At 55.0% G+C, this 20738-nt stretch carries 23 protein-coding genes and 1 pseudogene; 13 read left to right on the top strand and 11 right to left on the bottom strand.

Annotated features, from left to right (window positions below; all coding sequences use genetic code 11):
* Positions 1-53: 53 nt before the first annotated feature.
* A complete protein-coding gene (locus tag DG357_RS08180) occupies positions 54-1682 on the bottom strand; it encodes an ABC transporter substrate-binding protein (RefSeq protein ID WP_063437626.1) in 1629 nt (542 codons plus the stop codon).
* A gap of 269 nt (positions 1683-1951) precedes the next feature.
* Here DG357_RS08180 and yccA point away from each other — a divergent pair, with 269 nt between their 5' ends.
* Positions 1952-2611, top strand: coding sequence for an FtsH protease modulator YccA (yccA, locus tag DG357_RS08170; RefSeq protein ID WP_013097244.1), 660 nt, complete (start codon positions 1952-1954; stop codon positions 2609-2611).
* Positions 2612-2661: 50 nt separating this feature from the next.
* Here the strand turns inward: yccA and DG357_RS08165 are convergent, their stop codons facing one another.
* Positions 2662-2901: a hypothetical protein gene (locus tag DG357_RS08165; RefSeq protein WP_224222671.1), complete on the bottom strand. Its 240-nt coding sequence runs from the start codon at positions 2899-2901 to the stop codon at positions 2662-2664.
* A gap of 24 nt (positions 2902-2925) precedes the next feature.
* On the opposite strand from DG357_RS08165, the gene DG357_RS23255 reads away from it, so the two are divergent.
* Both DG357_RS23255 and tusE read left to right on the top strand, forming a co-directional pair.
* Positions 2926-3069 (top strand): LuxR C-terminal-related transcriptional regulator, encoded by a 144-nt coding sequence (locus DG357_RS23255; protein ID WP_224222670.1) that lies wholly within the window; start codon positions 2926-2928, stop codon positions 3067-3069.
* A gap of 69 nt (positions 3070-3138) precedes the next feature.
* The gene (gene tusE, locus DG357_RS08155; RefSeq protein ID WP_028012611.1) at positions 3139-3468 is read left to right on the top strand and encodes a sulfurtransferase TusE; all 330 of its coding nucleotides are present in this window, start codon (positions 3139-3141) and stop codon (positions 3466-3468) included.
* Here tusE and yccX read toward each other — a convergent pair.
* Together yccX and DG357_RS23295 are read right to left on the bottom strand one after the other, a co-directional pair.
* Positions 3465-3746, bottom strand: a complete 282-nt coding sequence (gene yccX / locus DG357_RS08150) for an acylphosphatase (protein WP_048999181.1) — start codon at positions 3744-3746, stop codon at positions 3465-3467. The genes tusE and yccX overlap by 4 nt on opposite strands.
* A gap of 11 nt (positions 3747-3757) precedes the next feature.
* Positions 3758-3989 (bottom strand): annotated as a pseudogene (locus DG357_RS23295) (helix-turn-helix transcriptional regulator); the annotation flags it as partial.
* A 22-nt stretch (positions 3990-4011) separates the two neighbouring features.
* Here DG357_RS23295 and rlmI point away from each other — a divergent pair.
* Together rlmI and hspQ are read left to right on the top strand one after the other, a co-directional pair.
* Positions 4012-5202: a 23S rRNA (cytosine(1962)-C(5))-methyltransferase RlmI gene (rlmI, locus tag DG357_RS08140; protein WP_088204957.1), complete on the top strand. Its 1191-nt coding sequence runs from the start codon at positions 4012-4014 to the stop codon at positions 5200-5202.
* A 60-nt stretch (positions 5203-5262) separates the two neighbouring features.
* Complete coding sequence (gene hspQ / locus DG357_RS08135) at positions 5263-5580, top strand: heat shock protein HspQ (protein ID WP_008499919.1); 318 nt, start codon at positions 5263-5265, stop codon at positions 5578-5580.
* A gap of 37 nt (positions 5581-5617) precedes the next feature.
* Here the strand turns inward: hspQ and DG357_RS08130 are convergent, their stop codons facing one another.
* Complete coding sequence (locus tag DG357_RS08130; protein WP_028012609.1) at positions 5618-6031, bottom strand: CoA-binding protein; 414 nt, start codon at positions 6029-6031, stop codon at positions 5618-5620.
* A 173-nt stretch (positions 6032-6204) separates the two neighbouring features.
* On the opposite strand from DG357_RS08130, the gene csgI reads away from it, so the two are divergent.
* Together csgI and mgsA are read left to right on the top strand one after the other, a co-directional pair.
* Complete coding sequence (gene csgI, locus DG357_RS08120) at positions 6205-6867, top strand: curli synthesis inhibitor (RefSeq protein WP_088204956.1); 663 nt, start codon at positions 6205-6207, stop codon at positions 6865-6867.
* 80 nt (positions 6868-6947) lie between these two features.
* Entirely contained in the window at positions 6948-7406 is a 459-nt protein-coding gene (gene mgsA / locus DG357_RS08115; RefSeq protein ID WP_041912035.1) for a methylglyoxal synthase, read from the top strand.
* Between the two features lie 57 nt (positions 7407-7463).
* Here the strand turns inward: mgsA and helD are convergent, their stop codons facing one another.
* A complete protein-coding gene (gene helD, locus DG357_RS08110) occupies positions 7464-9518 on the bottom strand; it encodes a DNA helicase IV (RefSeq protein ID WP_088204955.1) in 2055 nt (684 codons plus the stop codon).
* A 123-nt stretch (positions 9519-9641) separates the two neighbouring features.
* Between helD and DG357_RS08105 the strand changes: the two genes are divergently transcribed.
* Both DG357_RS08105 and yccS read left to right on the top strand, forming a co-directional pair.
* Positions 9642-10088 (top strand): YccF domain-containing protein, encoded by a 447-nt coding sequence (locus tag DG357_RS08105; RefSeq protein ID WP_041910601.1) that lies wholly within the window; start codon positions 9642-9644, stop codon positions 10086-10088.
* A 19-nt stretch (positions 10089-10107) separates the two neighbouring features.
* Entirely contained in the window at positions 10108-12270 is a 2163-nt protein-coding gene (gene yccS, locus DG357_RS08100; RefSeq protein WP_045261705.1) for a YccS family putative transporter, read from the top strand.
* Here the strand turns inward: yccS and DG357_RS08095 are convergent.
* Positions 12227-12853, bottom strand: coding sequence for a TfoX/Sxy family DNA transformation protein (locus tag DG357_RS08095; protein WP_088204954.1), 627 nt, complete (start codon positions 12851-12853; stop codon positions 12227-12229). The two genes, yccS and DG357_RS08095, sit on opposite strands and share 44 nt — an antisense overlap.
* Positions 12854-13070: 217 nt before the next feature.
* Between DG357_RS08095 and sulA the strand changes: the two genes are divergently transcribed.
* Both sulA and ompA read left to right on the top strand, forming a co-directional pair.
* A complete protein-coding gene (gene sulA / locus DG357_RS08090) occupies positions 13071-13580 on the top strand; it encodes an SOS-induced cell division inhibitor SulA (RefSeq protein ID WP_088204953.1) in 510 nt (169 codons plus the stop codon).
* A gap of 354 nt (positions 13581-13934) precedes the next feature.
* Complete coding sequence (gene ompA, locus DG357_RS08085) at positions 13935-14990, top strand: porin OmpA (protein ID WP_108780329.1); 1056 nt, start codon at positions 13935-13937, stop codon at positions 14988-14990.
* 63 nt (positions 14991-15053) lie between these two features.
* Here the strand turns inward: ompA and matP are convergent, their stop codons facing one another.
* Positions 15054-15506 carry a macrodomain Ter protein MatP gene (gene matP / locus DG357_RS08080; protein WP_023332611.1) on the bottom strand — a complete coding sequence of 151 codons (453 nt, stop codon included), beginning with the start codon at positions 15504-15506 and terminating at the stop codon, positions 15054-15056.
* Between the two features lie 185 nt (positions 15507-15691).
* Here matP and DG357_RS08075 point away from each other — a divergent pair, with 185 nt between their 5' ends.
* Complete coding sequence (locus DG357_RS08075; RefSeq protein ID WP_045261706.1) at positions 15692-17452, top strand: AAA family ATPase; 1761 nt, start codon at positions 15692-15694, stop codon at positions 17450-17452.
* Positions 17453-17520: 68 nt separating this feature from the next.
* Positions 17521-18039 (top strand): bifunctional 3-hydroxydecanoyl-ACP dehydratase/trans-2-decenoyl-ACP isomerase, encoded by a 519-nt coding sequence (gene fabA / locus DG357_RS08070; RefSeq protein WP_000227926.1) that lies wholly within the window; start codon positions 17521-17523, stop codon positions 18037-18039.
* A 71-nt stretch (positions 18040-18110) separates the two neighbouring features.
* On the opposite strand, the gene rmf is transcribed toward fabA, so the two are convergent.
* The 3 genes from rmf to pqiB all read right to left on the bottom strand — a co-directional run bounded on the left by rmf (position 18111) and on the right by pqiB (position 20738).
* A complete protein-coding gene (gene rmf / locus DG357_RS08065; protein ID WP_013097261.1) occupies positions 18111-18278 on the bottom strand; it encodes a ribosome modulation factor in 168 nt (55 codons plus the stop codon).
* Between the two features lie 256 nt (positions 18279-18534).
* A complete protein-coding gene (gene pqiC, locus DG357_RS08060) occupies positions 18535-19101 on the bottom strand; it encodes a membrane integrity-associated transporter subunit PqiC (protein ID WP_028012599.1) in 567 nt (188 codons plus the stop codon).
* On the bottom strand, positions 19098-20738 hold the full coding sequence (gene pqiB, locus DG357_RS08055) for an intermembrane transport protein PqiB (RefSeq protein ID WP_028012598.1): 1641 nt from the start codon (positions 20736-20738) through the stop codon (positions 19098-19100). The genes pqiC and pqiB overlap by 4 nt, the downstream gene beginning before the upstream one ends.

The following is a 20738-nucleotide window of genomic DNA, read 5'->3' as shown; positions in this document are numbered from 1 at the left end:
TTGAACTGACAACACATCGGCGATTTTATCAGCATAAAATCCAGCCCTCTCGCTTAGTGCTTTTTGATGTACATATCTTTTGTGAAATAGTACCCCAGCTTATCCGGCGTAAAGCCACCCACCCACGGTTTCACCAGGTGCGTACGGACGTAGTGATAAACCGGAATGGCAGGCACATCACGGCCCAACAGGTCTTCCGCCTGCTGGTAGAACTTACCCCGCTCTGCCGGCGTTTTGGCCTTTGCGGCGTTGATCAAGGCTTGATCGTAGTCCGGGTTGCTGTACTGGCTGGTGTTTTCACTGTCGCCGGTACGGAAGTTGTTCAGGAAGGTCGCCGCGTCGTCGTAGTCGGCAATCCAGGCGTAGCGCACCGCGTCAAAGTTGTGGGTGTGCATGGTATCCAGCATAGTTTTCCACTCCTGATTTTGCAGCTTCGCGTCTACGCCGAGGTTTTTCTTCCACATAGAGCTGGCCGCAATCGCGATGCGCTGGTGCGATTCAGAGGTGTTATAGAGCAGGTTGAAGCTCAGAGGATGGCTTTCGTTATACCCGGCCTCGTTGAGCAGTTTTTTCGCCTCAGCAATACGCTTGTCCAGCGGCCAGCTGGCGTAATCCGGATTCTGCAGCTTGACCCCGCCGATGTCCGGCTGGCTAATCAGCCACGCCGGGCGCTGCCCCTGCCCCATCACCTTCTCAGCGATGATGTCTTTATCCAGCGCCATGTTCAGCGCCTTGCGCACGCGGGCATCGTTGAACGGCGGACGGGTGGTGTTGAATTCGTAGTAATAGGTCGCCAGCTGCGGGGAGACGTCCAGCTGGCTGCCCAGCGTTTTCTTCAGCTGAGCAAACTGGTTAATGGGTACCGTATAAACAATATCAATTTCGCCCGCTTTATAGCGGTTCACATCCGAGGCCTCGGAGGTGATCGGCAGATAGGTGACTTTGTTAATAACGGTATGCGCGTTATCCCAGTAGCGCGGGTTACGCTCCGCCACAATGCGTTCGTTGACCACCCACTGGGACAGCTTATACGCTCCGCTGCTGACGAAATGCTCCGGTTTGGTCCACTTTTCACCGAAGCGGCCAATCAGCACTTTATCCACCGGCACCAGCGACGGGTGCGCCAGCATCGCCAGGAACGCCGCGTTGGGCTGGGTGAGCGTCACTTCCAGCGTGGTATCGTTAATTGCTTTTACGCCCAGCGTGTCGGGGGATTTTTTCCCCTGAGCGATATCGGCCGCGTTGACGATATGCATGTTGCCGGGATAGCTGGCGTACGGTGAAACGGTTTTTGGATCAACCAGGCGCTGCCAGCTCCAGACCACATCCTCTGCGGTAATGGCCGTCCCGTCGCTCCAGGTGATGCCCGGACGTAAGTGGAACGTCCAGACGGTGTTGTCCTTGTTCTCCCATTTTTCAGCCAACCGGGGTTGGATTTCTCCTGACGGGGAGACGCTCACCAGCCCTTCGAATAAATCGCTGATAATATTGAATTCGACATCGCTTTCGACTTTATGCGGGTCGAGCGAGGCCGGTTCGCTGCCATTGTTTCTGACCAGTTCCTGTTTTTCGGCCAGCGCTGTTCCTGCTGGCACGTTAGCCGCCCAGGTCACCGTGCTGGCGCACAGGATCCCGGCGGTGAGTAAAGAGAGCGTAAAGCGCGTGCGTGTTTGTGGTTTCATTTCCTTCGCCTTATTGTCTGTTTTATGACGATCCGGAGATAACTCTTAGCGCCCGAAAGGCAATAACGCAATATTTTTCAGTAACCTATAAGAGGTTGATCTGGTAAATACTTTTAAACCGCCGTTCATACTGGTTACACATGCTTTTGCAGAAGAAATGACCACCTTCAGCGCTAACGTGCTGAGTAAAGATGGGTAAAACCACTTTGAGACTGGCGCGCCGTTTCCTATTCTTTCCGTTAATTACATCTGTCATAAGAGAGTGACTCATGGATCGTATAATTACTTCCTCACGCGACCGCACATCGCTACTCAGCACCCACAAGGTGCTGCGCAATACCTATTTCATGCTCAGCCTGACGCTGGCGTTTTCAGCGATCACCGCTACCGCCAGTACCGTGCTGATGCTACCGTCTCCGGGCCTGATCCTGACGCTGGTGGGGATGTACGGTCTGATGTTCCTGACCTACAAAACCGCTGATAAACCGGTCGGTATTCTTTCCGCGTTCGCCTTCACCGGCTTCCTGGGGTATATCCTGGGGCCGATCCTGAACGCGTACCTGTCTGCCGGTATGGGTGACGTGATTGGCATGGCGCTGGGCGGTACCGCGCTGGTGTTCTTCTGCTGCTCGGCCTACGTGCTGACCACGCGCAAGGATATGTCCTTCCTCGGCGGTATGCTGATGGCGGGTATCGTAGTGGTGCTGATTGGTATGGTGGCAAACATCTTCCTGCAGCTGCCTGCCCTGCACCTGGCGATTAGCGCGGTGTTTATCCTGCTGTCATCCGGCGCGATCCTGTATGAAACCAGCAACATCATTCACGGCGGTGAGACCAACTACATCCGCGCGACCGTGAGCCTCTATGTGTCGCTGTACAACATCTTCGTCAGCCTGCTGAGCATCCTGGGCTTCGCCAGCCGCGATTAAGCAGACCTGCTGAAACAAAAAGGAGAATGCCTCAGGCATTCTCCTTTTTTTTATGCCCTAGTCACCGCGGCAAATATAGGTGGGAAAGAGCCGGTCCTGTCCCGATGAAAATAGAACTGGGCCACGGTATTGACCCGGTTCTCATTCGCTTTTCCCTCGTTGCGCGTAAAGTTAAATTCCGTACTGCAGGCCAGCGCATCGCGTTTATACAGGCCGCCCGAATAGATGAAAAGCGCCAGCGCGCCGCCGACAAGCGCACCGCCCGCGGCGAACAGAAGTCTCATTTTCATTTTTCTGCTCCGCTTTTATAGCGAATGGTTTTGCACAGGCTGGTGAACGGACAATCGGTACAGCATGTCGCGCATATGACGCAGATGAGCGAAAAACAGGTATCGACGTATAAATGCAACGCGCTGAAAAAGCTTAATGCCAACATTCTGCTCCAGCTTCTTCTGTAGGTCGAGGTTTCTCACGCCGCCCCTTATTTGCTAGACTAGGGGCGGTTTTTACTTTATCGACAGAGCACTATGTTCATTTTTGCAGGCCAGGAAATTGAGACCGATAGCGAAGGCTATCTGAAAGACACCACGCTATGGAGCGAGCCGCTGGCGGAGAAAATCGCCGAAAACGAAGGTATCGCCCTCTCCCCCGAACACTGGGAGGTGGTCCGTTTTGTGCGCGAGTTTTATCTCGAGTTCAACACCTCTCCGGCCATCCGCATGCTGGTCAAGGCGATGGCCAACAAATTTGGCGAAGAAAAAGGCAACAGCCGCTATCTGTATCGCCTGTTCCCGAAGGGCCCGGCAAAACAGGCCACCAAAATTGCCGGCCTTCCTAAACCGGTGAAGTGTATTTAATACCGAATACCGAAGTTCACATATTCCCTGCCGGGTTGATGCGGTTCCGTTAAGACCTTATCAACCCGGGCGCTGCGCGGCCCGCCTGCTTTCAGCCACGCCATCAGTTTTTCAACCTGCTCCGCGTCGCCGCAGGCGACCACCTCAACGCTGCCGTCGTCCATATTTCGCGCGTATCCCGTTAGCCCAAGCGTCATCGCTTCGCGCTGGGTGCTGTAGCGGAACCCGACGCCCTGAACAAGGCCGTGGACCCAGGCAATGGTGCAGACTTTTGACATTTTTCTTCTCCTTAACGTAGCGTTTTCGGTAAACAGCCATAGTGCTGCCGGAAACGGGCGGTGAAACGAGAGCTGGAAAGATACCCACATTGTACTGCGATTTCACCGATCGGTAAGCGAGTCGACTGTAACTGTGACAGCGCCACGGCCATTCTCACCTCCTCCACGATCTGCCGAAACGCTCAACGACATCCGCAGATGATTGCGCCTGGCTGAATGTGCTACTCTACGCGCCATTTCCCTGAAATCGACAGAACAGCAAATTATGAGTGTACGTTTAGTGTTAGCCAAAGGGCGCGAGAAATCATTACTGCGCCGTCATCCCTGGGTCTTTTCCGGCGCGGTTGCCCGTATGGAAGGCAAAGCCAGCCTCGGTGAAACCATTGATATTGTTGACCATCAGGGGAAATGGTTAGCGCGAGGCGCTTACTCGCCAGCCTCCCAGATCCGCGCGCGCGTCTGGACCTTCGATAAAGACGAAACCATCGACATCGACTTCTTTGTCCGCCGCCTGCAGCAGGCGCAGCAGTGGCGCGAGTGGCTGGCAAAGCGCGACGGGCTGGACAGCTATCGCCTGATTGCCGGTGAGTCCGACGGCCTGCCGGGCGTAACCATCGATCGCTTCGGCAATTTCCTGGTGCTGCAGCTGCTGAGCGCCGGGGCGGAATACCAGCGTGCCGCGCTGATTAGCGCGCTGCAAACCCTGTTCCCGGAATGCGCTATTTACGACCGCAGCGACGTGGCGGTACGCAAAAAAGAGGGCATGGAGCTGACGCAGGGCCCGGTCACGGGTGAGCTGCCGCCTGCCCTGCTGCCGATTGAAGAGCACGGTATGAAGCTGCTGGTGGATATTCAGGGCGGGCACAAAACGGGTTACTACCTTGACCAGCGCGACAGCCGCCTGGCTACGCGTCAGTACGTTGCCGACAAACGCGTGCTGAACTGCTTCTCCTACACCGGCGGTTTTGCCGTTTCGGTGCTGATGGGCGGTTGTGCCCAGGTGGTCAGCGTGGATACCTCGCAGGAAGCGCTGGACGTGGCAAAACAGAACGTCGAGCTGAACAAACTGGACTTGAGCAAAGCCGAATTTATACGCGACGACGTCTTCAAGCTGCTGCGTAAATATCGCGATCAGGGCGAGAAGTTCGACGTCATCGTGATGGATCCGCCAAAGTTTGTGGAAAACAAAAGCCAGCTGATGGGCGCCTGCCGTGGGTATAAGGATATCAACATGCTGGCGATCCAGCTGCTGAACCCGGGCGGGGTGCTGCTCACCTTCTCCTGCTCCGGGCTGATGACCACCGATTTATTCCAAAAAATCATCGCCGATGCCGCAATAGATGCTGGTCGTGATGTACAATTTATAGAGCAGTTCCGTCAGGCAGCCGATCACCCCGTGATTGCTACCTACCCGGAAGGACTGTATCTGAAAGGGTTTGCCTGTCGCGTCATGTAACTTGAAAAGAGAAATATTGCCCGCACTTAATGTGTAAGTCGTATTTCCCGGGAGGTGACTATGATTGCCAGCAAATTCGGTATCGGCCAGCAGGTCCGCCACACTTTGCTTGGGTATTTGGGTGTGGTCGTGGATATCGACCCGGAGTATTCCCTTGATGAACCGTCAGCAGACGAACTGGCGGTGAACGCAGAGCTTCGCGCTGCACCCTGGTACCATGTGGTGATGGAAGGTGACGACGGACAACCCGTACATACCTACCTTGCCGAAGCGCAGCTAAGTAGCGAGCTGCAGGAAGAGCATCCGGAACAACCCACGATGGATGAACTTGCTCAGACTATCCGCAAACAGTTACAGGCTCCGCGCCTGCGGAACTAAGCGTGTAAAAAAAGCCCGATGAACGGGCTTTTTTTTATTACTTCGCCAGCCCCAGACGGGGGATATCGATCGCCGGACAGCGATCCATAACCACCTTCAATCCCGCATCCCGCGCCAGCACGGCAGCCTGCTCGTTAATCACACCCAGCTGCATCCACAATGTTTTCGCCCCGACGGCAATCGCATCCTGCGCCACTTCCCACGCCGCCTCGGAATTACGGAAGACATCGACCATATCAATTTTTTCCGGCACGTCAGCGAGCGTGGCATAACCCTGCTGGCCCAGTAAGGTTTTCCCCGCCACTTTTGGCGACACCGGGATGACGTGATAGCCCTGATCGAGAAGGTATTTCATCACCCGATAGCTGGGACGGTCGGGTTTATCGCTCGCGCCCACCAGCGCAATGGTACGCGTGGATGTCAGAATCTCGGCAATATCGTTCTCTTTCATGGTTTTTCTCCTGGCTTTTTTAAAAGTGTACGCCAAAGCGCACATCTCAACCATCCATCCCATACAGATGTATGAGGGCAAAACGGCAAAATATGTCTATATGTTAGTAAACGTGATTATCGAAAGATTTAGATACATTAATGCGGCGACAGTATCTCTGACGGGAGCCTTCTATGAAAACCGGTTTTGCCACTGCTCTGATTGCGTTAGCGATGCCGGTTTGCGTTTTTGCCACCACGCTTCGGCTCTCTGGCGACATTGATCTCCTGGTTCTGGACGGGAAAAAGGTCTCCAGCTCGTTATTGCGCGGGGCTGACAGCATTGAGTTAGATAACGGGCCGCATCAGCTGGTGTTCCGGGTCGAAAAAGCGATCGGCCTGACTAACCATGAGCAGCGGATGTACATCTCTCCGCCGCTGATTGTCAGCTTTAATACCCGGCAAATCAGCCAGGTGAACATTACCCTGCCTCGCCTTGAAACGGAGAAGGAATCAGCGGCCTTCGACGCCTCGCCGCGCGTTGAGCTGCTGGACGGGAATGCAATGCCGATCTCGGTCAAGCTGGATATTCTGGCGTTGACCAGCGCCACAAAAAGCCCGGACTACGAGGCCGCAACGCAGGTCTATAACAAAGCCGGCAAACGCGCCTCCCTTCCGCAGTTTGCCACCATGATGGCGGACGACAGTACGCTGCTATCCGGCGTCTCGGAACTGGACGTCATTCCGCCGCAGTCCCAGAGCCTGACGGAACAGCGCCTTAAATTCTGGTTCCAGCAGGCCGATCCCGACACGCGGGCCCGGTTTTTACAGTGGGCAAAGCAACAACCTTCATCTTAAGCCACATTTTTTACGCCTTTCTCTTGCAGCGTCAGACGGTTCCCGTCATCGTGTAGTCAGTTAACCTGATGGATATGATTATGGAACTGACAACACGCACGCTGCCTGAACGCAAACACATTGCGCTGGTGGCGCACGATCACTGTAAACAAATGCTGCTTAACTGGGTTCGCCGCCATCAGCCGCTGCTGGAAAAGCATGCCCTCTCGGCGACCGGCACTACCGGTAACCTGATCCAGCGCGAAACGGGTCTGGAGGTGAATGCGATGCTGAGCGGCCCGATGGGCGGCGATCAGCAGGTCGGGGCGCAGATTTCCGAAGGGAAAATTGATGTGCTGATCTTCTTCTGGGATCCGCTGAATGCGGTTCCGCACGATCCGGATGTCAAAGCGCTGCTGCGTCTGGCAACGGTGTGGAATATTCCGGTGGCGACGAACCTGTCGACGGCGGATTTTATCATTGAATCACCGCAGTTTAACTCGCCGGTTGAGATCCTTATTCCGGACTATCAGCGCTATCTTTCCGAGAGACTGAAGTAGCTTTTTTGCCGGGTAGCGGCTACGTCTTACCCGGCCTCCCCCTCGTTGCCTTGGTCGTTATGGCTTCCGCGCCACCGGCACATCAATACACTTCAATATATCGACAAACACGGATGGCTCCTCTTTATTGAACAGCAGCCACACGCGGTGACGCGCGCGGGTGATGGCCACGTACAGCAAACGCCGTTCTTCGGCATCCGGGAAGTCTTCCGGCACCGGCAGCAGGGCCTCTTCCATGACCGACTCGCGGGCCGGAGCCGGGAATCCGTCGCTGCCCTCCTTCAGCCCCACCACAATCACATAATCGGCCTGCTGCCCTTTGCTGGCGTGAATGGTCATAAATTCAAGCTGCAGTTTCGGCCAGCGGGTAGCGGCTTTTTCCAGCGCAGCAGGCTTAAGATGATGATAACGCGCCAGCACCAGGATACGTTCATCGGGTTTCGCATAGCCGCTGAGCTTGTCCAGCAGCGGCTCCAGCTGGTCATCCGCCAGCAGGGTGACCGCTTTTTTATCCCCTGCCCGCAGGCTGTTTAGCGGCTTGGCCAGCTGGTGCGGGTTCTGCTGGATAAAGCGGTTGGCGATCTCACCAATCCGTGAATTGAAGCGGTATGTCGTGTCCAGATCGCTGCGGTCGCCTTCGCCAAAATAGTGGTGGAAGGCGGTCGTCAGTGAAAGCTGCGCCCCGCTGAAGCGGTAGATGGCCTGCCAGTCGTCCCCCACCGCGAACAGCGAGGTATGTTTATTTTGCGCCCGCAGCGCCGAGAGCAGTGCCGCACGCTGGGGTGAGATATCCTGGAACTCATCCACCAGAATATGCTTCCACGGGCTGACAAAGCGCCCCTTCTCCAGAATGACGATCGCCTGATGGATAAGACCGGAGAAATCAACGGCATTTTCCTCTTTCAGCGCGGTTTTCCAGGCTTTCAATAGCGGAGCCATCAGCTTGACCCGTTTTGAAAACAGATCGCGGATCGCCTCCGGCGCGCTTTCAATCATCTCTGCCTGCGAGCCGCCGTGCATCCGCATCAGGCTGACCCAGCGGTCAAGACGCGAGCCGAGCCGACGCGCCAGTTTTTCATCCTGCCAGAAGCTGCCCTCCGGCACCTCCCAGTTGAGTTCCTCTTCCAGCCATTGACGCCACCCTTTCGCCTGCGCCTTTTTCTCACTGCACTGCTGACGCCACGTTTTAATAAACAACGCCTGTCGCGCCTGCGCGTCGTTTTCCAGTTTACTGATGGCTGGCACTTTTTTACTGCCCTGCTGAATGATATGCAGCGCGAGGGCATGGAAGGTTCTGGCGGTAATATCCCGGGTGTGCAGCCGTTCCTGGATGCGTTCGTCCATCTCCTGTGCCGCCTTACGGCCAAAAGCCAGAAGCAGGATCTGATCGGCAACGGCCTCCCCGGTGGTGAGAAGCCAGCCCGCACGCGCCACCAGCACCGACGTTTTACCGCTTCCGGCCCCCGCCAACACCAGCAGCGACTGCTCGCCGTTCACCACCGCGCGCGCCTGAGCAGGGTTGAGCGGTGAAGACTCCACCGTACTGAAAAAGTCGGCGTATTGGGTGAGCATGGCGTCCGTCCAGGCCTGGTTATGCGCCAGCCGGCTTTTATCCATATCGTTCAGCCAGGCCTGGCACTGACGCCAGGCATCGCGACAATTGTCGAACTCATCAAGACGCGTCACGGAGAGCGGCAGCGCCGAAAGTGCCTGTCGAATCTTTTGCTGCAGACCGGCGGTCTGCTGGCGCGTCAGCCACGTTTGCTGCGCGTTGCTTTGCGCGATATCGTCCAGCACCTGCTGCAGCACCTGAGCGGCAATCACGCTCATGTCGTGGCTCCACTGCTGCCAGAGCGCGTTCAGGTGATGGTGGAAACGCTGGGTTTCCGCCCACTCGGTACCGTGAAGGCGCACGACTTTGTCGTCAGGCAGAACGAACTCGAGCTCGCCCCACACCAGCCCGCGCTTGCAGTGAATAGCCAGAAGCTGATTAAACGGAATAAGGTATTCGTGGCGTTCTCCGGAGACTTTAACCCCGGCGTTGAGCAGAACAACTCTGTCATAGGGGTGTTGCGCCAGGCGTTTGCCTAAAGAAGTTGCTTTCAGTTCCATGTCCCGCCAAATCCACGAAGAGATAATTTACCTGACAGTTTAACTGCCAGTTTTAAGGTGCTCCAGCCTAAAAAAACGTTACAATCATTGGGCGTTAATTTTATCGAAAGGAAGTGAGGGTTTATGCGTACCGTTCTGAATGTGTTGAATTTTGTGCTGGGCGGTTTTGCCACCACCCTTTCCTGGCTTTTTGCCACGCTGGTGAGCATCGTCCTGATCTTCACCCTTCCCCTGACCCGTTCCTGCTGGGAAATCACGAAACTCTCGTTCATCCCCTACGGTAATGAAGCTATCCACGTTAACGAGCTGAACCCGGAAAGCAAAAGCGCCCTGATGAATACGGGGGGAACTTTGCTGAACATTCTGTGGCTGATTTTCTTCGGCTGGTGGCTGTGCATCATGCATATTTTTGCCGGTATTGCGCAGTGCATCTCAATAATTGGTATTCCGGTCGGGCTCGCGAACTTTAAGATCGCCGCCATCGCCCTTTGGCCCGTCGGGCGCAGGGTGGTTCCGGTCGAAGTGGCCCAGGCGGCGCGTGAAGCGAACGCACGTCGTCGTTTTCAGTAAATAAGGGCTGGCCGCGTTTATGCTAAGTCCACTGCTTCGCCGTTATACCTGGAACAGCGCCTGGCTCTACAACGTCAGGATATTTATCGCGCTTTGCGGCACGGCTGCCCTGCCGTGGTGGCTGAATGATGTCAAGCTCACCATCCCCCTCACGCTGGGGGTGGTGGCCGGAGCGCTGGCGGATCTGGACGATCGCCTGGCTGGGCGTTTGCGGAATCTGGTTATTACGCTCGTCTGTTTTTTTATCGCCTCCGCGTCCGTTGAGTTACTTTTCCCCTGGCCGTGGCTGTTTGCCCTTGGCCTTACCCTCTCCACCAGCGGGTTTATTTTGCTGGGCGGTCTGGGGCAGCGCTATGCCACTATCGCCTTTGGGGCCCTGCTGATCGCCATCTACACCATGCTGGGCGTTTCCCTGTACGACCAGTGGTATCAGCAGCCTGTGCTGCTGCTGTTGGGCGCCATCTGGTATAACCTGCTGACGTTAACCGGCCACCTAATCTTCCCGGTTCGTCCTCTGCAGGATAACCTTGCCCGCAGCTATGAGCAGCTAGCCCATTATCTGGAACTGAAATCCCGGCTGTTCGACCCGGATATTGAGGAAGAAAGCCAGGCGCCGCTTTACGATCTGGCGCTGGCAAACGGCCAGCTGGTCGCCACCCTTAACCAGACGAAAGCCTCGCTGCTTACCCGTCTGCGCGGCGATCGCGGCCAGCGCGGCACGCGCAGAACCTTGCACTACTATTTTGCCGCTCAGGACATTCATGAGCGCGCCAGCTCCTCACACGTTCAGTATGCCGCCCTGCGCGAGAAGTTCCGCTACAGCGACGTCATGTTCCGCTTTCAGCGCCTGCTGTCCATGCAGTCACAGGCATGCCAGCAGCTCGCGCGCTCCATTCTTTTGCGCACGCCCTATCAGCACGACTCCCGCTTCGAACGCGTGTTTAGCCATCTTGATGCGGCGCTCGACCGCGTGCAGGCCAGCGGAACGTCACCGGAACAGATCAAAGCGCTGGGTTTTCTGCTCAACAACCTGCGGGCGATTGATGCTCAGTTGGCGACGATTGAGTCCGAGCAGGCAATGGCACTGCCGGGCAGCGAGATGGATAACCAGCTTGCAGATGACAGCGTGCACAGCGTGAGCGATATGTGGCTAAGGCTGAGCCGCAACTTCACGCCGGAGTCGGCGCTGTTTCGTCACGCGGTGCGAATGTCCCTGGTCTTATGCGTGGGGTATGCTTTTATCCAGATAACCGGTTTGCACCACGGCTACTGGATCCTGCTGACCAGCCTGTTTGTCTGTCAGCCGAACTATAACGCCACCCGACACCGCCTGGCATTGCGTATTATCGGCACCCTGGTCGGCGTCGCCATTGGCCTTCCGGTGCTCTATTTCGTGCCGTCCATTGAAGGACAGCTGATCCTGATAGTGATCACCGGCGTGCTGTTCTTCGCGTTTCGCAACGTGCAGTACGCCCATGCCACAATGTTCATCACGCTGCTGGTTCTGCTCTGCTTTAACCTGCTGGGTGAAGGGTTCGAGGTCGCCCTGCCCCGCGTACTCGATACCCTGATTGGCTGCGCTATCGCCTGGGCCGCCGTCAGCTTTATCTGGCCGGACTGGCGTTTCCGTAATCTACCGCGCGTGTTAGACAGGGCTATGAACGCCAACTGCCGATACCTGGACGCCATCCTTGAGCAGTATCATCAGGGCCGCGATAACCGCCTGGCTTACCGGATAGCGCGCCGCGATGCGCACAACAGCGATGCGGAACTGGCCTCGGTGGTCTCTAACATGTCAACGGAGCCTCGCGCCACGGCCGAGATTCGTGAGACGGCTTTCCGGCTGCTCTGCCTGAACCATACCTTCACCAGCTATATTTCCACGCTGGGCGCCCACCGCGAAAAACTCACCAACCCGGGCATCCTCAACCTGCTGGATGACGCGGTCTGTTATGTCGATGATGCACTGCATCACCGGCCAGCCGATGAACCGCGCGTGAGACAGGCGCTGGATGAACTTACCCAACGTATTGCGCATCTTGAGCCTGGAAACGACAGCAAAGCGCCTCTGGTGTTGCAGCAGATTGGCCTGCTCATCGCCCTGCTGCCAGAAATTTGCCGGCTGCAACAGCAAATCGCTACCTGGAGGAGTGATTCTCCAGTGGCTCAGGCAGCGCATTAAACCACTCCGTCAACTCCCGGCGAATGCCGGCCGGGAGTGCCGCCTCATGCAGCCCCTCGATCGCTCCTTCCAGCGCGAATAGCACTTTGATACTCAGCGCTTTATTTTTCGCCCGCATCTTCAGCCAGCTCTCCCTTGCGCCAAGCGCCCGCAGTGTTTCTTCGTTGGTGATGCCCGCTTCAAAGAGCAACACTTCCAGCTGAAAGGTCAGGTTTGGCAGGTCCTTAAGTCGATTGCGCTGATGCCGCTGGTAACGCTCTTTTCTTGCCGCATTAAGTGCGAAAGTGGAGAGCTGAAGCAGACGCTCCCTGTCCTGCCATAGCCCCTCATCCACCCGGTAATAGTTGAGAAGCACCGGACGGCCCCGCTTCATCAGGGTCAAAAAAGACGCGGCATTTTTCACACAGTATTTCGCACTTTCTTCACAGGCACGGAGGTAGAGCTCACCTTCTGACACCATGGCAAAAACCGCATCATCCACTGCCAGGGTATAGCCGCCGAACAGCGCGCGATGATGAATTTCACCCAGCGGTGACAGGTATTCCTGGGATTTATAAATCCGTTCATAAGATATCTTTTTCATGATATTTCCCTTCAAAATCATAAAGTAACAACGAAATTTCTTACTAGCGGATCCGTTAGCAGGAAAATAGGCAACTTAGCGTCGTTGAGCAAGATGATTTTTCGAAGGGCATCAACATTGAATGAATTTTGCGAGTCGCTTTCCGAAAATGAGGTTGATCTTTATGCATACAGGGGTTACTGTATATCCATACAGTAACTACAGGGCTGGAATGAATATGTACACTTCAGGCTATGCAAATCGCTCAACTTATCTCTCCTCTACCGCGGGCACTGTCGCGCAGAACACCGTTGGGGGTGCTTCGACGGGGCTTATTAGTGAAGTGGTTTACCGTGAAGACCAGCCTCTGTTGACCCAACTCCTGCTGCTTCCGTTATTACAGCAGCTTGGTCAGCAATCACGCTGGCAGCTCTGGCTGTCGCCACAGCAGAAACTGAGCCGCCAATGGGTGCAGTCTGCAGGCCTGCCGCTGGCAAAGGTTATGCAGATCAACCAGCTTTCTCCCTGCGATACCGTCGAATCGATGATTCGCGCGTTACGCACCGGAAATTACAGCGTGGTGATCGGGTGGTTACCGGAAGAATTGACGGAAGAGGAACATTTTCGTCTGACCGAAGCGGCTGAAGAAGGGAATGCGATCGGGTTTATCATGCGCCCGGTTCGTCCAGATTCTTATCGCAGAGGACAACTTTCTGGGCTAAAAATTCACTCAAATTTGTATCATTGAGTGAAATTAAGATTTTTCCTGGAATTTTTTTTGACCGCAGGATGCGGTTTTAGTTCCCGGCCTCAAAATTGCGGCAAGGCTTGTCTGGTGCGGTTCTCCTTAATTTTATTGCACAAAATTCGTTCTAAAAATGTTAAATAATAGGTATACGGAACTTTTTTTTTCATATGCCTGACAGACTTCACACTTGTAAGTTTTCAGCTACGTTGTAGACTTTACATCGCCAGGGGTGCTCGGCCTAAGCCGAAGATATCGGTAGATTTATATTTGACCACGCCCCCCGGTGAAGGATTTAACCGTGATTCTCTCTTGAGACCTTCATGGCGAATTTTGGATGATAACGAGGCGCAAAAAATGAAAAAGACAGCTATCGCGATTGCAGTGGCACTGGCTGGCTTCGCTACCGTAGCGCAGGCCGCTCCGAAAGATAATACCTGGTATGCAGGTGGTAAACTGGGCTGGTCTCAGTTCCATGACACTGGCTGGTACAACAGCAGCCTGAACAACGATGGCCCTACTCACGAGAGCCAGCTTGGTGCAGGTGCGTTCGGTGGCTATCAGGTTAACCCGTATGTTGGCTTTGAAATGGGTTACGACTGGTTAGGTCGTATGCCATACAAAGGCGACACCATCAATGGCGCTTTCAAAGCTCAGGGCGTTCAGCTGACCGCTAAACTGGGTTACCCAGTAACTGACGATCTGGACGTGTACACCCGTCTGGGCGGCATGGTATGGCGTGCAGACTCCAGCAACAACATCGCTGGCGACGACCATGACACTGGCGTTTCCCCAGTATTCGCTGGTGGCGTTGAGTGGGCTATGACCCGTGACATCGCTACCCGTCTGGAATACCAGTGGGTTAACAACATCGGTGACGGTGCTACCGTTGGCGTTCGTCCAGACAACGGCATGCTGAGCGTAGGTGTTTCCTACCGTTTCGGCCAGCAGGAAGATGCAGCACCAGTTGTTGCTCCAGCGCCGGCTCCAGCTCCAGAAGTACAGACCAAGCACTTCACTCTGAAGTCTGACGTTCTGTTCAACTTCAACAAAGCGACCCTGAAACCAGAAGGTCAGCAGGCACTGGATCAGCTGTACACCCAGCTGAGCAACCTGGATCCTAAAGACGGTTCTGTAGTGGTTCTGGGCTTCACCGACCGCATCGGTTCTGACGCTTACAACCAGAAACTGTCTGAGAAACGTGCTCAGTCTGTTGTTGATTACCTGATCTCTAAAGGTATCCCAGCTAACAAGATCTCCCCACGTGGTATGGGCGAATCTAACCCAGTTACTGGCAACACCTGTGACAACGTTAAAGCTCGCGCTGCACTGATCGACTGCCTGGCACCAGATCGTCGCGTAGAGATCGAAGTTAAAGGCGTTAAAGACGTTGTAACTCAGCCAGCGGCATAAGTTATCGTCTTATAAAAAAACCCCGCCATGCGGGGTTTTTTATTGTCTGAAGAAAACTAAAATCTATTTTTTGCCCAACAACGCCTGAAGGTCGTTTTTCAGCGACGACATCTGGTTGGCGTACTTCTCTTTATGTTCGGCATCCTCAATCAGCTGCACGATGGTTTCCGACAGGGTCTTACCACGCCGTTGTGCCAGCCCGGCCAGACGCTGCCAGACCACGAACTCCAGGTCGATGGATTTTTTCCGGGTATGCTGATGCTCAGCATTAAAATGCCGTTTACGTCGCGCGCGGATAGTTTGCTTCATCCGGTTTAACAACGCAGGATTAATGTGCTTCTCAATCCAGCCATTGACCTGTACCGGTTCATTTTCGAGGGTCAGCAAAATATCCACGGCTTCTTGCGCAGCGCTGGCTTCGATGTAGCAGGTGATCAGCTCCCCTTCACGGTGCTTTTTGACCAGGTACTTCCATTTCCAGCCGCTTTCGAGATTTTCCAGTTGTTGATATTTCATTGCGATCTCAGTGTTACCACGTAACTCTGTTCAGAATATCAGTTTTTTAGCAATCTGCTGAAAAGAAATCATATCCTGTGAGTGACTGCAGCCAATCCGCCTGCTGAAACACCAATCCTGCTTGGGTAGAGCCCCCCGCTTACGGTATACTCCACTCTTTTACATCTGACTAAAAAACATCAACTTTGACCATTACGAAACTAGCATGGCGTGACCTTGTTCCGGATGCCGAGAGCTATCAGGAACTGTTTGCACAGCCCGATCTCGCAAAAGAACACGAATTCATCCTTAGCGATACGCAACCACGCTTACATTATGCGCTGGAGCAGACGTTAAGCCCGTGGGCGACATCGCCCTTCATGCTGCTGAAAGCCCCGGAAGAAGCGGAATATCTGTCGCTGCTTGGGGATGCCACGCGCCAGCTGCGGCCAGACACCACTGCGGTATTTGGCGGCCAGTATCGTATCGCGGGGCATAATATTACCTTCGGACCGGCGGACCAGGCCGACGGTCGTTTTGCTGCTAACGGCGAGGTAATTACCGCTAATTGGGTCGAGGCTGAACAGCTGTTTGGCTGTCTGCGCCAGTTTAACGGCGAGCTTTCCCTGCAGCCGGGGCTGGTGCATCGTGCAAACGGCGGCGTGCTCATCATCTCTCTGCGCACTTTGCTCTCGCAGCCGCTGCTGTGGATGCGTCTGAAAACCGTTGTGACCCAACAGCGCTTTGACTGGGTCGGTTACGACGAGTCTCGTCCTCTTCCTGTCTCCGTGCCGTCAATGCCGCTGTCGCTGACCGTCGTGTTGATGGGTGACCGCGAATCGCTGGCGGACTTCCAGGAGATGGAGCCGGAACTGGCCGAACAGGCAGTTTACAGCGAATACGAAGACAACATTCAGATTGCCGATGCGGACGACATGGCGCAGTGGTGTCAGTGGGTGATGGCCGTGGCGGAACGTTTTGCATTGCCAGCGCCTGCCGCCGACGCGTGGCCGGGTTTAATCCGCGAAGCCGTTCGCTATACCGGTGACCAGGAAACCTTGCCGCTCTGCCCGCTCTGGATCGGCAAGCAGCTGCGTGAAGTCGGTACGATCAGCGGTAACGGTGCGTTTACTGGCGAACAGCTCACGCAGATGCTGGCGCAGCGAGAGTGGCGCGAAGGCTATCTTGCTGACCGCATGCAGGATGAAATTCTGCTGGAACAAATTCTGGTCGAGACAGAAGGCGAACGCGTTGGGCAGATCAACGCCCTCTCGGTGATCGAGTTTCCTGGCCATCCGCGCGCGTTCGGTGAACCCTCGCGAATCAGCTGCGTTGTGCATATTGGCGACGGCGAGTTTACCGATATTGAACGCAAGGCCGAACTGGGCGGCAACATTCACGCCAAAGGCATGATGATCATGCAGGCATTTTTGATGTCTGAGCTGCAGCTTGAGCAGCAAATCCCCTTCTCCGCCTCGCTGACGTTTGAGCAGTCCTACAGCGAAGTGGATGGCGATAGTGCCTCAATGGCGGAGCTGTGCGCCTTAATCAGCGCCCTGGCGGACGTGCCGATCAACCAGAACATTGCTATTACCGGTTCGGTCGATCAATTTGGTCGTGCTCAGCCCGTTGGCGGTCTGAACGAAAAAATTGAAGGCTTCTTCTCTGTCTGTCAGCAGCGCGGTTTAAACGGCAAACAGGGTGTGATTATTCCGGCGCCTAACGTACGCCATCTCAGCCTGTGCCAGGATATTCTGGACGCGGTTGAACAGGAACAATTCGCCATCTGGGCCATCGAAGGGATTGAGGATGCACTACCCTTACTGACAAACCTGGTTTGGGATGGCGAAGGTCAGACAACTTTGATGCAGACTATCCAGGAGCGCATTGCTCAGGCGACGCAGCAGGATGCTCGCCATCGTTATCCATGGCCGTTACGCTGGCTGGGCTGGTTCAGTTCGAACTGATCGGACTTGTTCAGCGTACACGTGTTAGCTATCCTGCGTCCTTCACTAAAATAAGGCTTACTGAGAACATGGTAGATAAACGCGAATCCTATACAAAAGAAGATCTTCTTGCCTCTGGTCGCGGAGAACTGTTTGGCGCGAAAGGCCCACAGTTACCGGCCCCGAACATGCTGATGATGGACCGTGTCGTGAAAATGACCGAAACCGGCGGCAACTTCGATAAGGGTTACGTAGAAGCAGAACTCGATATCAACCCGGACCTGTGGTTCTTCGGTTGCCACTTCATTGGCGATCCGGTAATGCCTGGCTGCCTGGGCCTGGATGCCATGTGGCAGCTGGTTGGCTTCTATCTGGGCTGGCTGGGTGGTGAAGGTAAAGGCCGCGCGCTGGGCGTGGGCGAAGTGAAATTCACTGGTCAGGTTCTGCCTACGGCGAAGAAAGTCACCTATCGTATTCACTTCAAGCGCATCGTTAACCGTCGCCTGATTATGGGCCTGGCGGATGGCGAAGTGCTGGTAGACGGTCGTCTGATCTATACCGCGAACGACCTGAAAGTGGGTCTGTTCCAGGACACTTCCGCGTTCTGATATCGCTTTAAGCGACCCCGGAAAGGCGAAACCTCCGCAGTGCGGAGGTTTCTTTTTTTAAAGAGACGTTATCAGGCTATAAGTGCCCTGTCGCCGATGGCTTCTCGCCAGCCTCCAAGCCATTGTGACCTTTGATTTATCGTCTGATAAGGACACATTTCTTTCGAACGTCCAGCGATGCCGGCCTGATAACCACGTTGATGAGCCCGTTCCAGGCGATCTCGTTTCTGTCTCTTCATGCCTCGTTTCCCTCATTCTTTTGTCTGGTGGAAAGAAAACAGTGTCCGCGCCAGATGCGCAGGCACAGATAACGAATACCCCGAATTAGTCCCAGCGTCAATGTTCAAAATTCATACGGGTGTCATATTTGTGAGCTAGCCAGAAGATCATTTGTACAAAAAATGTGACCCGGCACAAGTAACAACCTGACGCAAAAACGAAAAAAAAACCGCAATCAGCACCAGGCCGATTGCGGTTTTTGACGATGAATTTTACTTATGGCAGTCGGGAAATTTCCCTGGCGATACTGGCTGACTCCTGCGCCCAACCCTGAGCCAGCACTTTCACCATTTCATCATAGCCATCCTTCTGCTGCTTCAGCTCCAGATGGAAAGGACGCTTAATCAGCTGTCCCTGATGATTCAACAGCCACTCGCCGCTGATGACAACGGCACCGTCATAACGGCCGTGGAAGCCCGTTACCGTGACGTTCAGCGTGTCCTGATCGCTTCCCAAAGGCTGGGAGGCAACAACCCAGCCCGGAAGCTGGCTGCCCAGATTCGCCACCAGCGTATTGCGTAACTGCTGGTCCAGCGGGCTGGCCCACAGGTTGTTGTTGGCGATAACGTACTGTACATCGCTGGTCTGATAGACCACCCCGTTGCCGGCCAGGTAATCCGGCACGGCGACCTGCTCAACCCACAGCAGACGGTTGCCCTGCGAGGCGGAACTTTGCGTAACCGCCTGCGTCACCAGAGGCAGTTGGTAGTAGCTTTTCGTTTCGCTCCCGGAGCTACAGGCCGTGAGTACCATCGCTCCTGCAATCGCTAGCCATTTTTTCATTGTTTCGCCCTCTTCGGCTCAGGATCCTTTTTATCTTTCGCTTCGAACACCAGCGCGTTGCTCTTCTCGTTGAGCGTTTTCAGAACCGGCTGCAGTTCACGCAAGACCTGATCGAGACGCTGCATATCTGCCACCATCTTGTTGTACGCCGCCGAGCCAGGCTGGAAGCCCTGCATACTGCGGTTCAGCTCGCGCAGCGTTTTCTGCATATCCTGCGGCAGCTGCTGCATACTCTGGTTTGCAGTAATCTTGTTGATGTTATCCAGCGTGGTCTGCAGGCGCTGCATTGTCGCCTGGCTTTGATGTAACGAACCTGTCGCCGCCTCAATCATCGGGTTCAGCGGCAGATTGTTAATTTTATCCAGCGTTTCCATGAGACGCTGCTGGATCTGGGCCAGACCGCTGCTTACCGTTGGGATGATCTTGTAACCACCAAATTCACGCATACCGGTAATCGGCGGCGCTTTTGGATAGAAGTCCATATCGACATACAGTGCGCCGGTCACCAGGTTACCGGTTTTCAACGAGCCGCGCAGACCGCGATTCATCAGGTCGGTGATGTGCTCGCCGATATCCTGATTCTCACCAATCTGGTTGATCAGGCGCTCAGGCTCAATGCGGATCAGCACCGGAATACGGTAATCATCATCAAGCATCTGCTTAAGGCCTGGAACAAAGTAAGGCACTTGTCCCACCGTCCCCAGACGAATACCGCGGAACTCAACGGGCGCCCCAGGCTGCAGGCCGCGAACAGAATCCTTAAAGAACATCAGGTAGTCGATGTGATCGGTATAGAGTGCATCCTGAATGCTTTTTTGATCGTCGAACAGGCGGAAAGCGGTGTTCTCCGCAACCGGCTGTCCCAGGTCCAGACCTTCGGGTACGTCAAAACTCACGCCGCCGCCAAACAGTGTTGTCAGCGAGCCCATTTCTACACGCATGCCCGCCGAGGTCAGATCCACCGCGATGCCGCTGTCTTTCCAGAAACGGACGTTGCTGGTAACCAGACGATCGTTAGGCGCATTGATGAACAGCTGATAGCTGATGGATCTTTTCTGAGGATCGAAGGTGCTCTTCTCCACCGAACCCACGCGATAGCCGCGGAAAAGTACCGGGTCGCCCGCCGTGAGCTGGCCCGCTTTTTTACTGTCGAGGATCACGCGGATACCTTTTGCATCAGGCGGTGCTAGCGGCGGTGAATCCAGAAGCTGGTACTGCGCCGGCTGGCTGCCTTTTGCACCCGGCTGCAGTTCGATGTAGGCACCTGAGAGCAGCGTTCCTAAGCCGCTGATCCCTTCACGTCCCACCTGCGGTTTAACCACCCAGAAAACAGAATCGCCGTGCAGGAGTTTTTCCATGCCGGCATTAAGACGCGCCTTAATCTCCACATGGGTTAAATCGTCGGTCAGGGTTGCGCTTTCCACCACGCCCACATCCACGCTGCGGCTTTTGATGGTCGTTTTACCGCCCTCAATTCCTTCGGCATTGGTGGTAATCAGCGTCACTTCCGGTCCCTGATGGCTGTAGTGATAAAACAGGATCCATGCACCGATCAGCGCGGTCACGATGGGGAAAATCCACACCGGCGACCAGTTTTTGACCTTCTGCACTTTCGCCTCTCCACTCTTATTTTCCAT

The organism is Enterobacter bugandensis, from assembly GCF_900324475.1.
Classification (GTDB): Bacteria; Pseudomonadota; Gammaproteobacteria; order Enterobacterales; family Enterobacteriaceae; genus Enterobacter; species Enterobacter bugandensis.
Note: the sequence above shows the minus strand (reverse complement) of the source record. Positions and strands in the feature narration are given on the sequence as shown.

What these genes read in the sequence shown, in the direction of transcription:
- mgsA (WP_041912035.1), top strand. Translation starts at nt 6,948, where the DNA reads ATGGAACTGACAACACGCACGCTGCCTGAACGCAAACACATTGCGCTG.
- DG357_RS08130 (WP_028012609.1), bottom strand. Translation starts at nt 6,031, where the DNA reads ATGAAAGAGAACGATATTGCCGAGATTCTGACATCCACGCGTACCATT.
- DG357_RS08165 (WP_224222671.1), bottom strand. Translation starts at nt 2,901, where the DNA reads ATGAAAATGAGACTTCTGTTCGCCGCGGGCGGTGCGCTTGTCGGCGGC.
- pqiB (WP_028012598.1), bottom strand. Translation starts at nt 20,738, where the DNA reads ATGGAAAATAAGAGTGGAGAGGCGAAAGTGCAGAAGGTCAAAAACTGG.
- tusE (WP_028012611.1), top strand. Translation starts at nt 3,139, where the DNA reads ATGTTCATTTTTGCAGGCCAGGAAATTGAGACCGATAGCGAAGGCTAT.
- hspQ (WP_008499919.1), top strand. Translation starts at nt 5,263, where the DNA reads ATGATTGCCAGCAAATTCGGTATCGGCCAGCAGGTCCGCCACACTTTG.
- csgI (WP_088204956.1), top strand. Translation starts at nt 6,205, where the DNA reads ATGAAAACCGGTTTTGCCACTGCTCTGATTGCGTTAGCGATGCCGGTT.
- yccX (WP_048999181.1), bottom strand. Translation starts at nt 3,746, where the DNA reads ATGTCAAAAGTCTGCACCATTGCCTGGGTCCACGGCCTTGTTCAGGGC.
- DG357_RS23255 (WP_224222670.1), top strand. Translation starts at nt 2,926, where the DNA reads ATGGTTTTGCACAGGCTGGTGAACGGACAATCGGTACAGCATGTCGCG.
- yccS (WP_045261705.1), top strand. Translation starts at nt 10,108, where the DNA reads ATGCTAAGTCCACTGCTTCGCCGTTATACCTGGAACAGCGCCTGGCTC.
- DG357_RS08105 (WP_041910601.1), top strand. Translation starts at nt 9,642, where the DNA reads ATGCGTACCGTTCTGAATGTGTTGAATTTTGTGCTGGGCGGTTTTGCC.
- helD (WP_088204955.1), bottom strand. Translation starts at nt 9,518, where the DNA reads ATGGAACTGAAAGCAACTTCTTTAGGCAAACGCCTGGCGCAACACCCC.
- matP (WP_023332611.1), bottom strand. Translation starts at nt 15,506, where the DNA reads ATGAAATATCAACAACTGGAAAATCTCGAAAGCGGCTGGAAATGGAAG.
- DG357_RS08180 (WP_063437626.1), bottom strand. Translation starts at nt 1,682, where the DNA reads ATGAAACCACAAACACGCACGCGCTTTACGCTCTCTTTACTCACCGCC.
- rlmI (WP_088204957.1), top strand. Translation starts at nt 4,012, where the DNA reads ATGAGTGTACGTTTAGTGTTAGCCAAAGGGCGCGAGAAATCATTACTG.
- rmf (WP_013097261.1), bottom strand. Translation starts at nt 18,278, where the DNA reads ATGAAGAGACAGAAACGAGATCGCCTGGAACGGGCTCATCAACGTGGT.
- yccA (WP_013097244.1), top strand. Translation starts at nt 1,952, where the DNA reads ATGGATCGTATAATTACTTCCTCACGCGACCGCACATCGCTACTCAGC.
- DG357_RS08095 (WP_088204954.1), bottom strand. Translation starts at nt 12,853, where the DNA reads ATGAAAAAGATATCTTATGAACGGATTTATAAATCCCAGGAATACCTG.
- pqiC (WP_028012599.1), bottom strand. Translation starts at nt 19,101, where the DNA reads ATGAAAAAATGGCTAGCGATTGCAGGAGCGATGGTACTCACGGCCTGT.
- fabA (WP_000227926.1), top strand. Translation starts at nt 17,521, where the DNA reads ATGGTAGATAAACGCGAATCCTATACAAAAGAAGATCTTCTTGCCTCT.
- ompA (WP_108780329.1), top strand. Translation starts at nt 13,935, where the DNA reads ATGAAAAAGACAGCTATCGCGATTGCAGTGGCACTGGCTGGCTTCGCT.
- sulA (WP_088204953.1), top strand. Translation starts at nt 13,071, where the DNA reads ATGTACACTTCAGGCTATGCAAATCGCTCAACTTATCTCTCCTCTACC.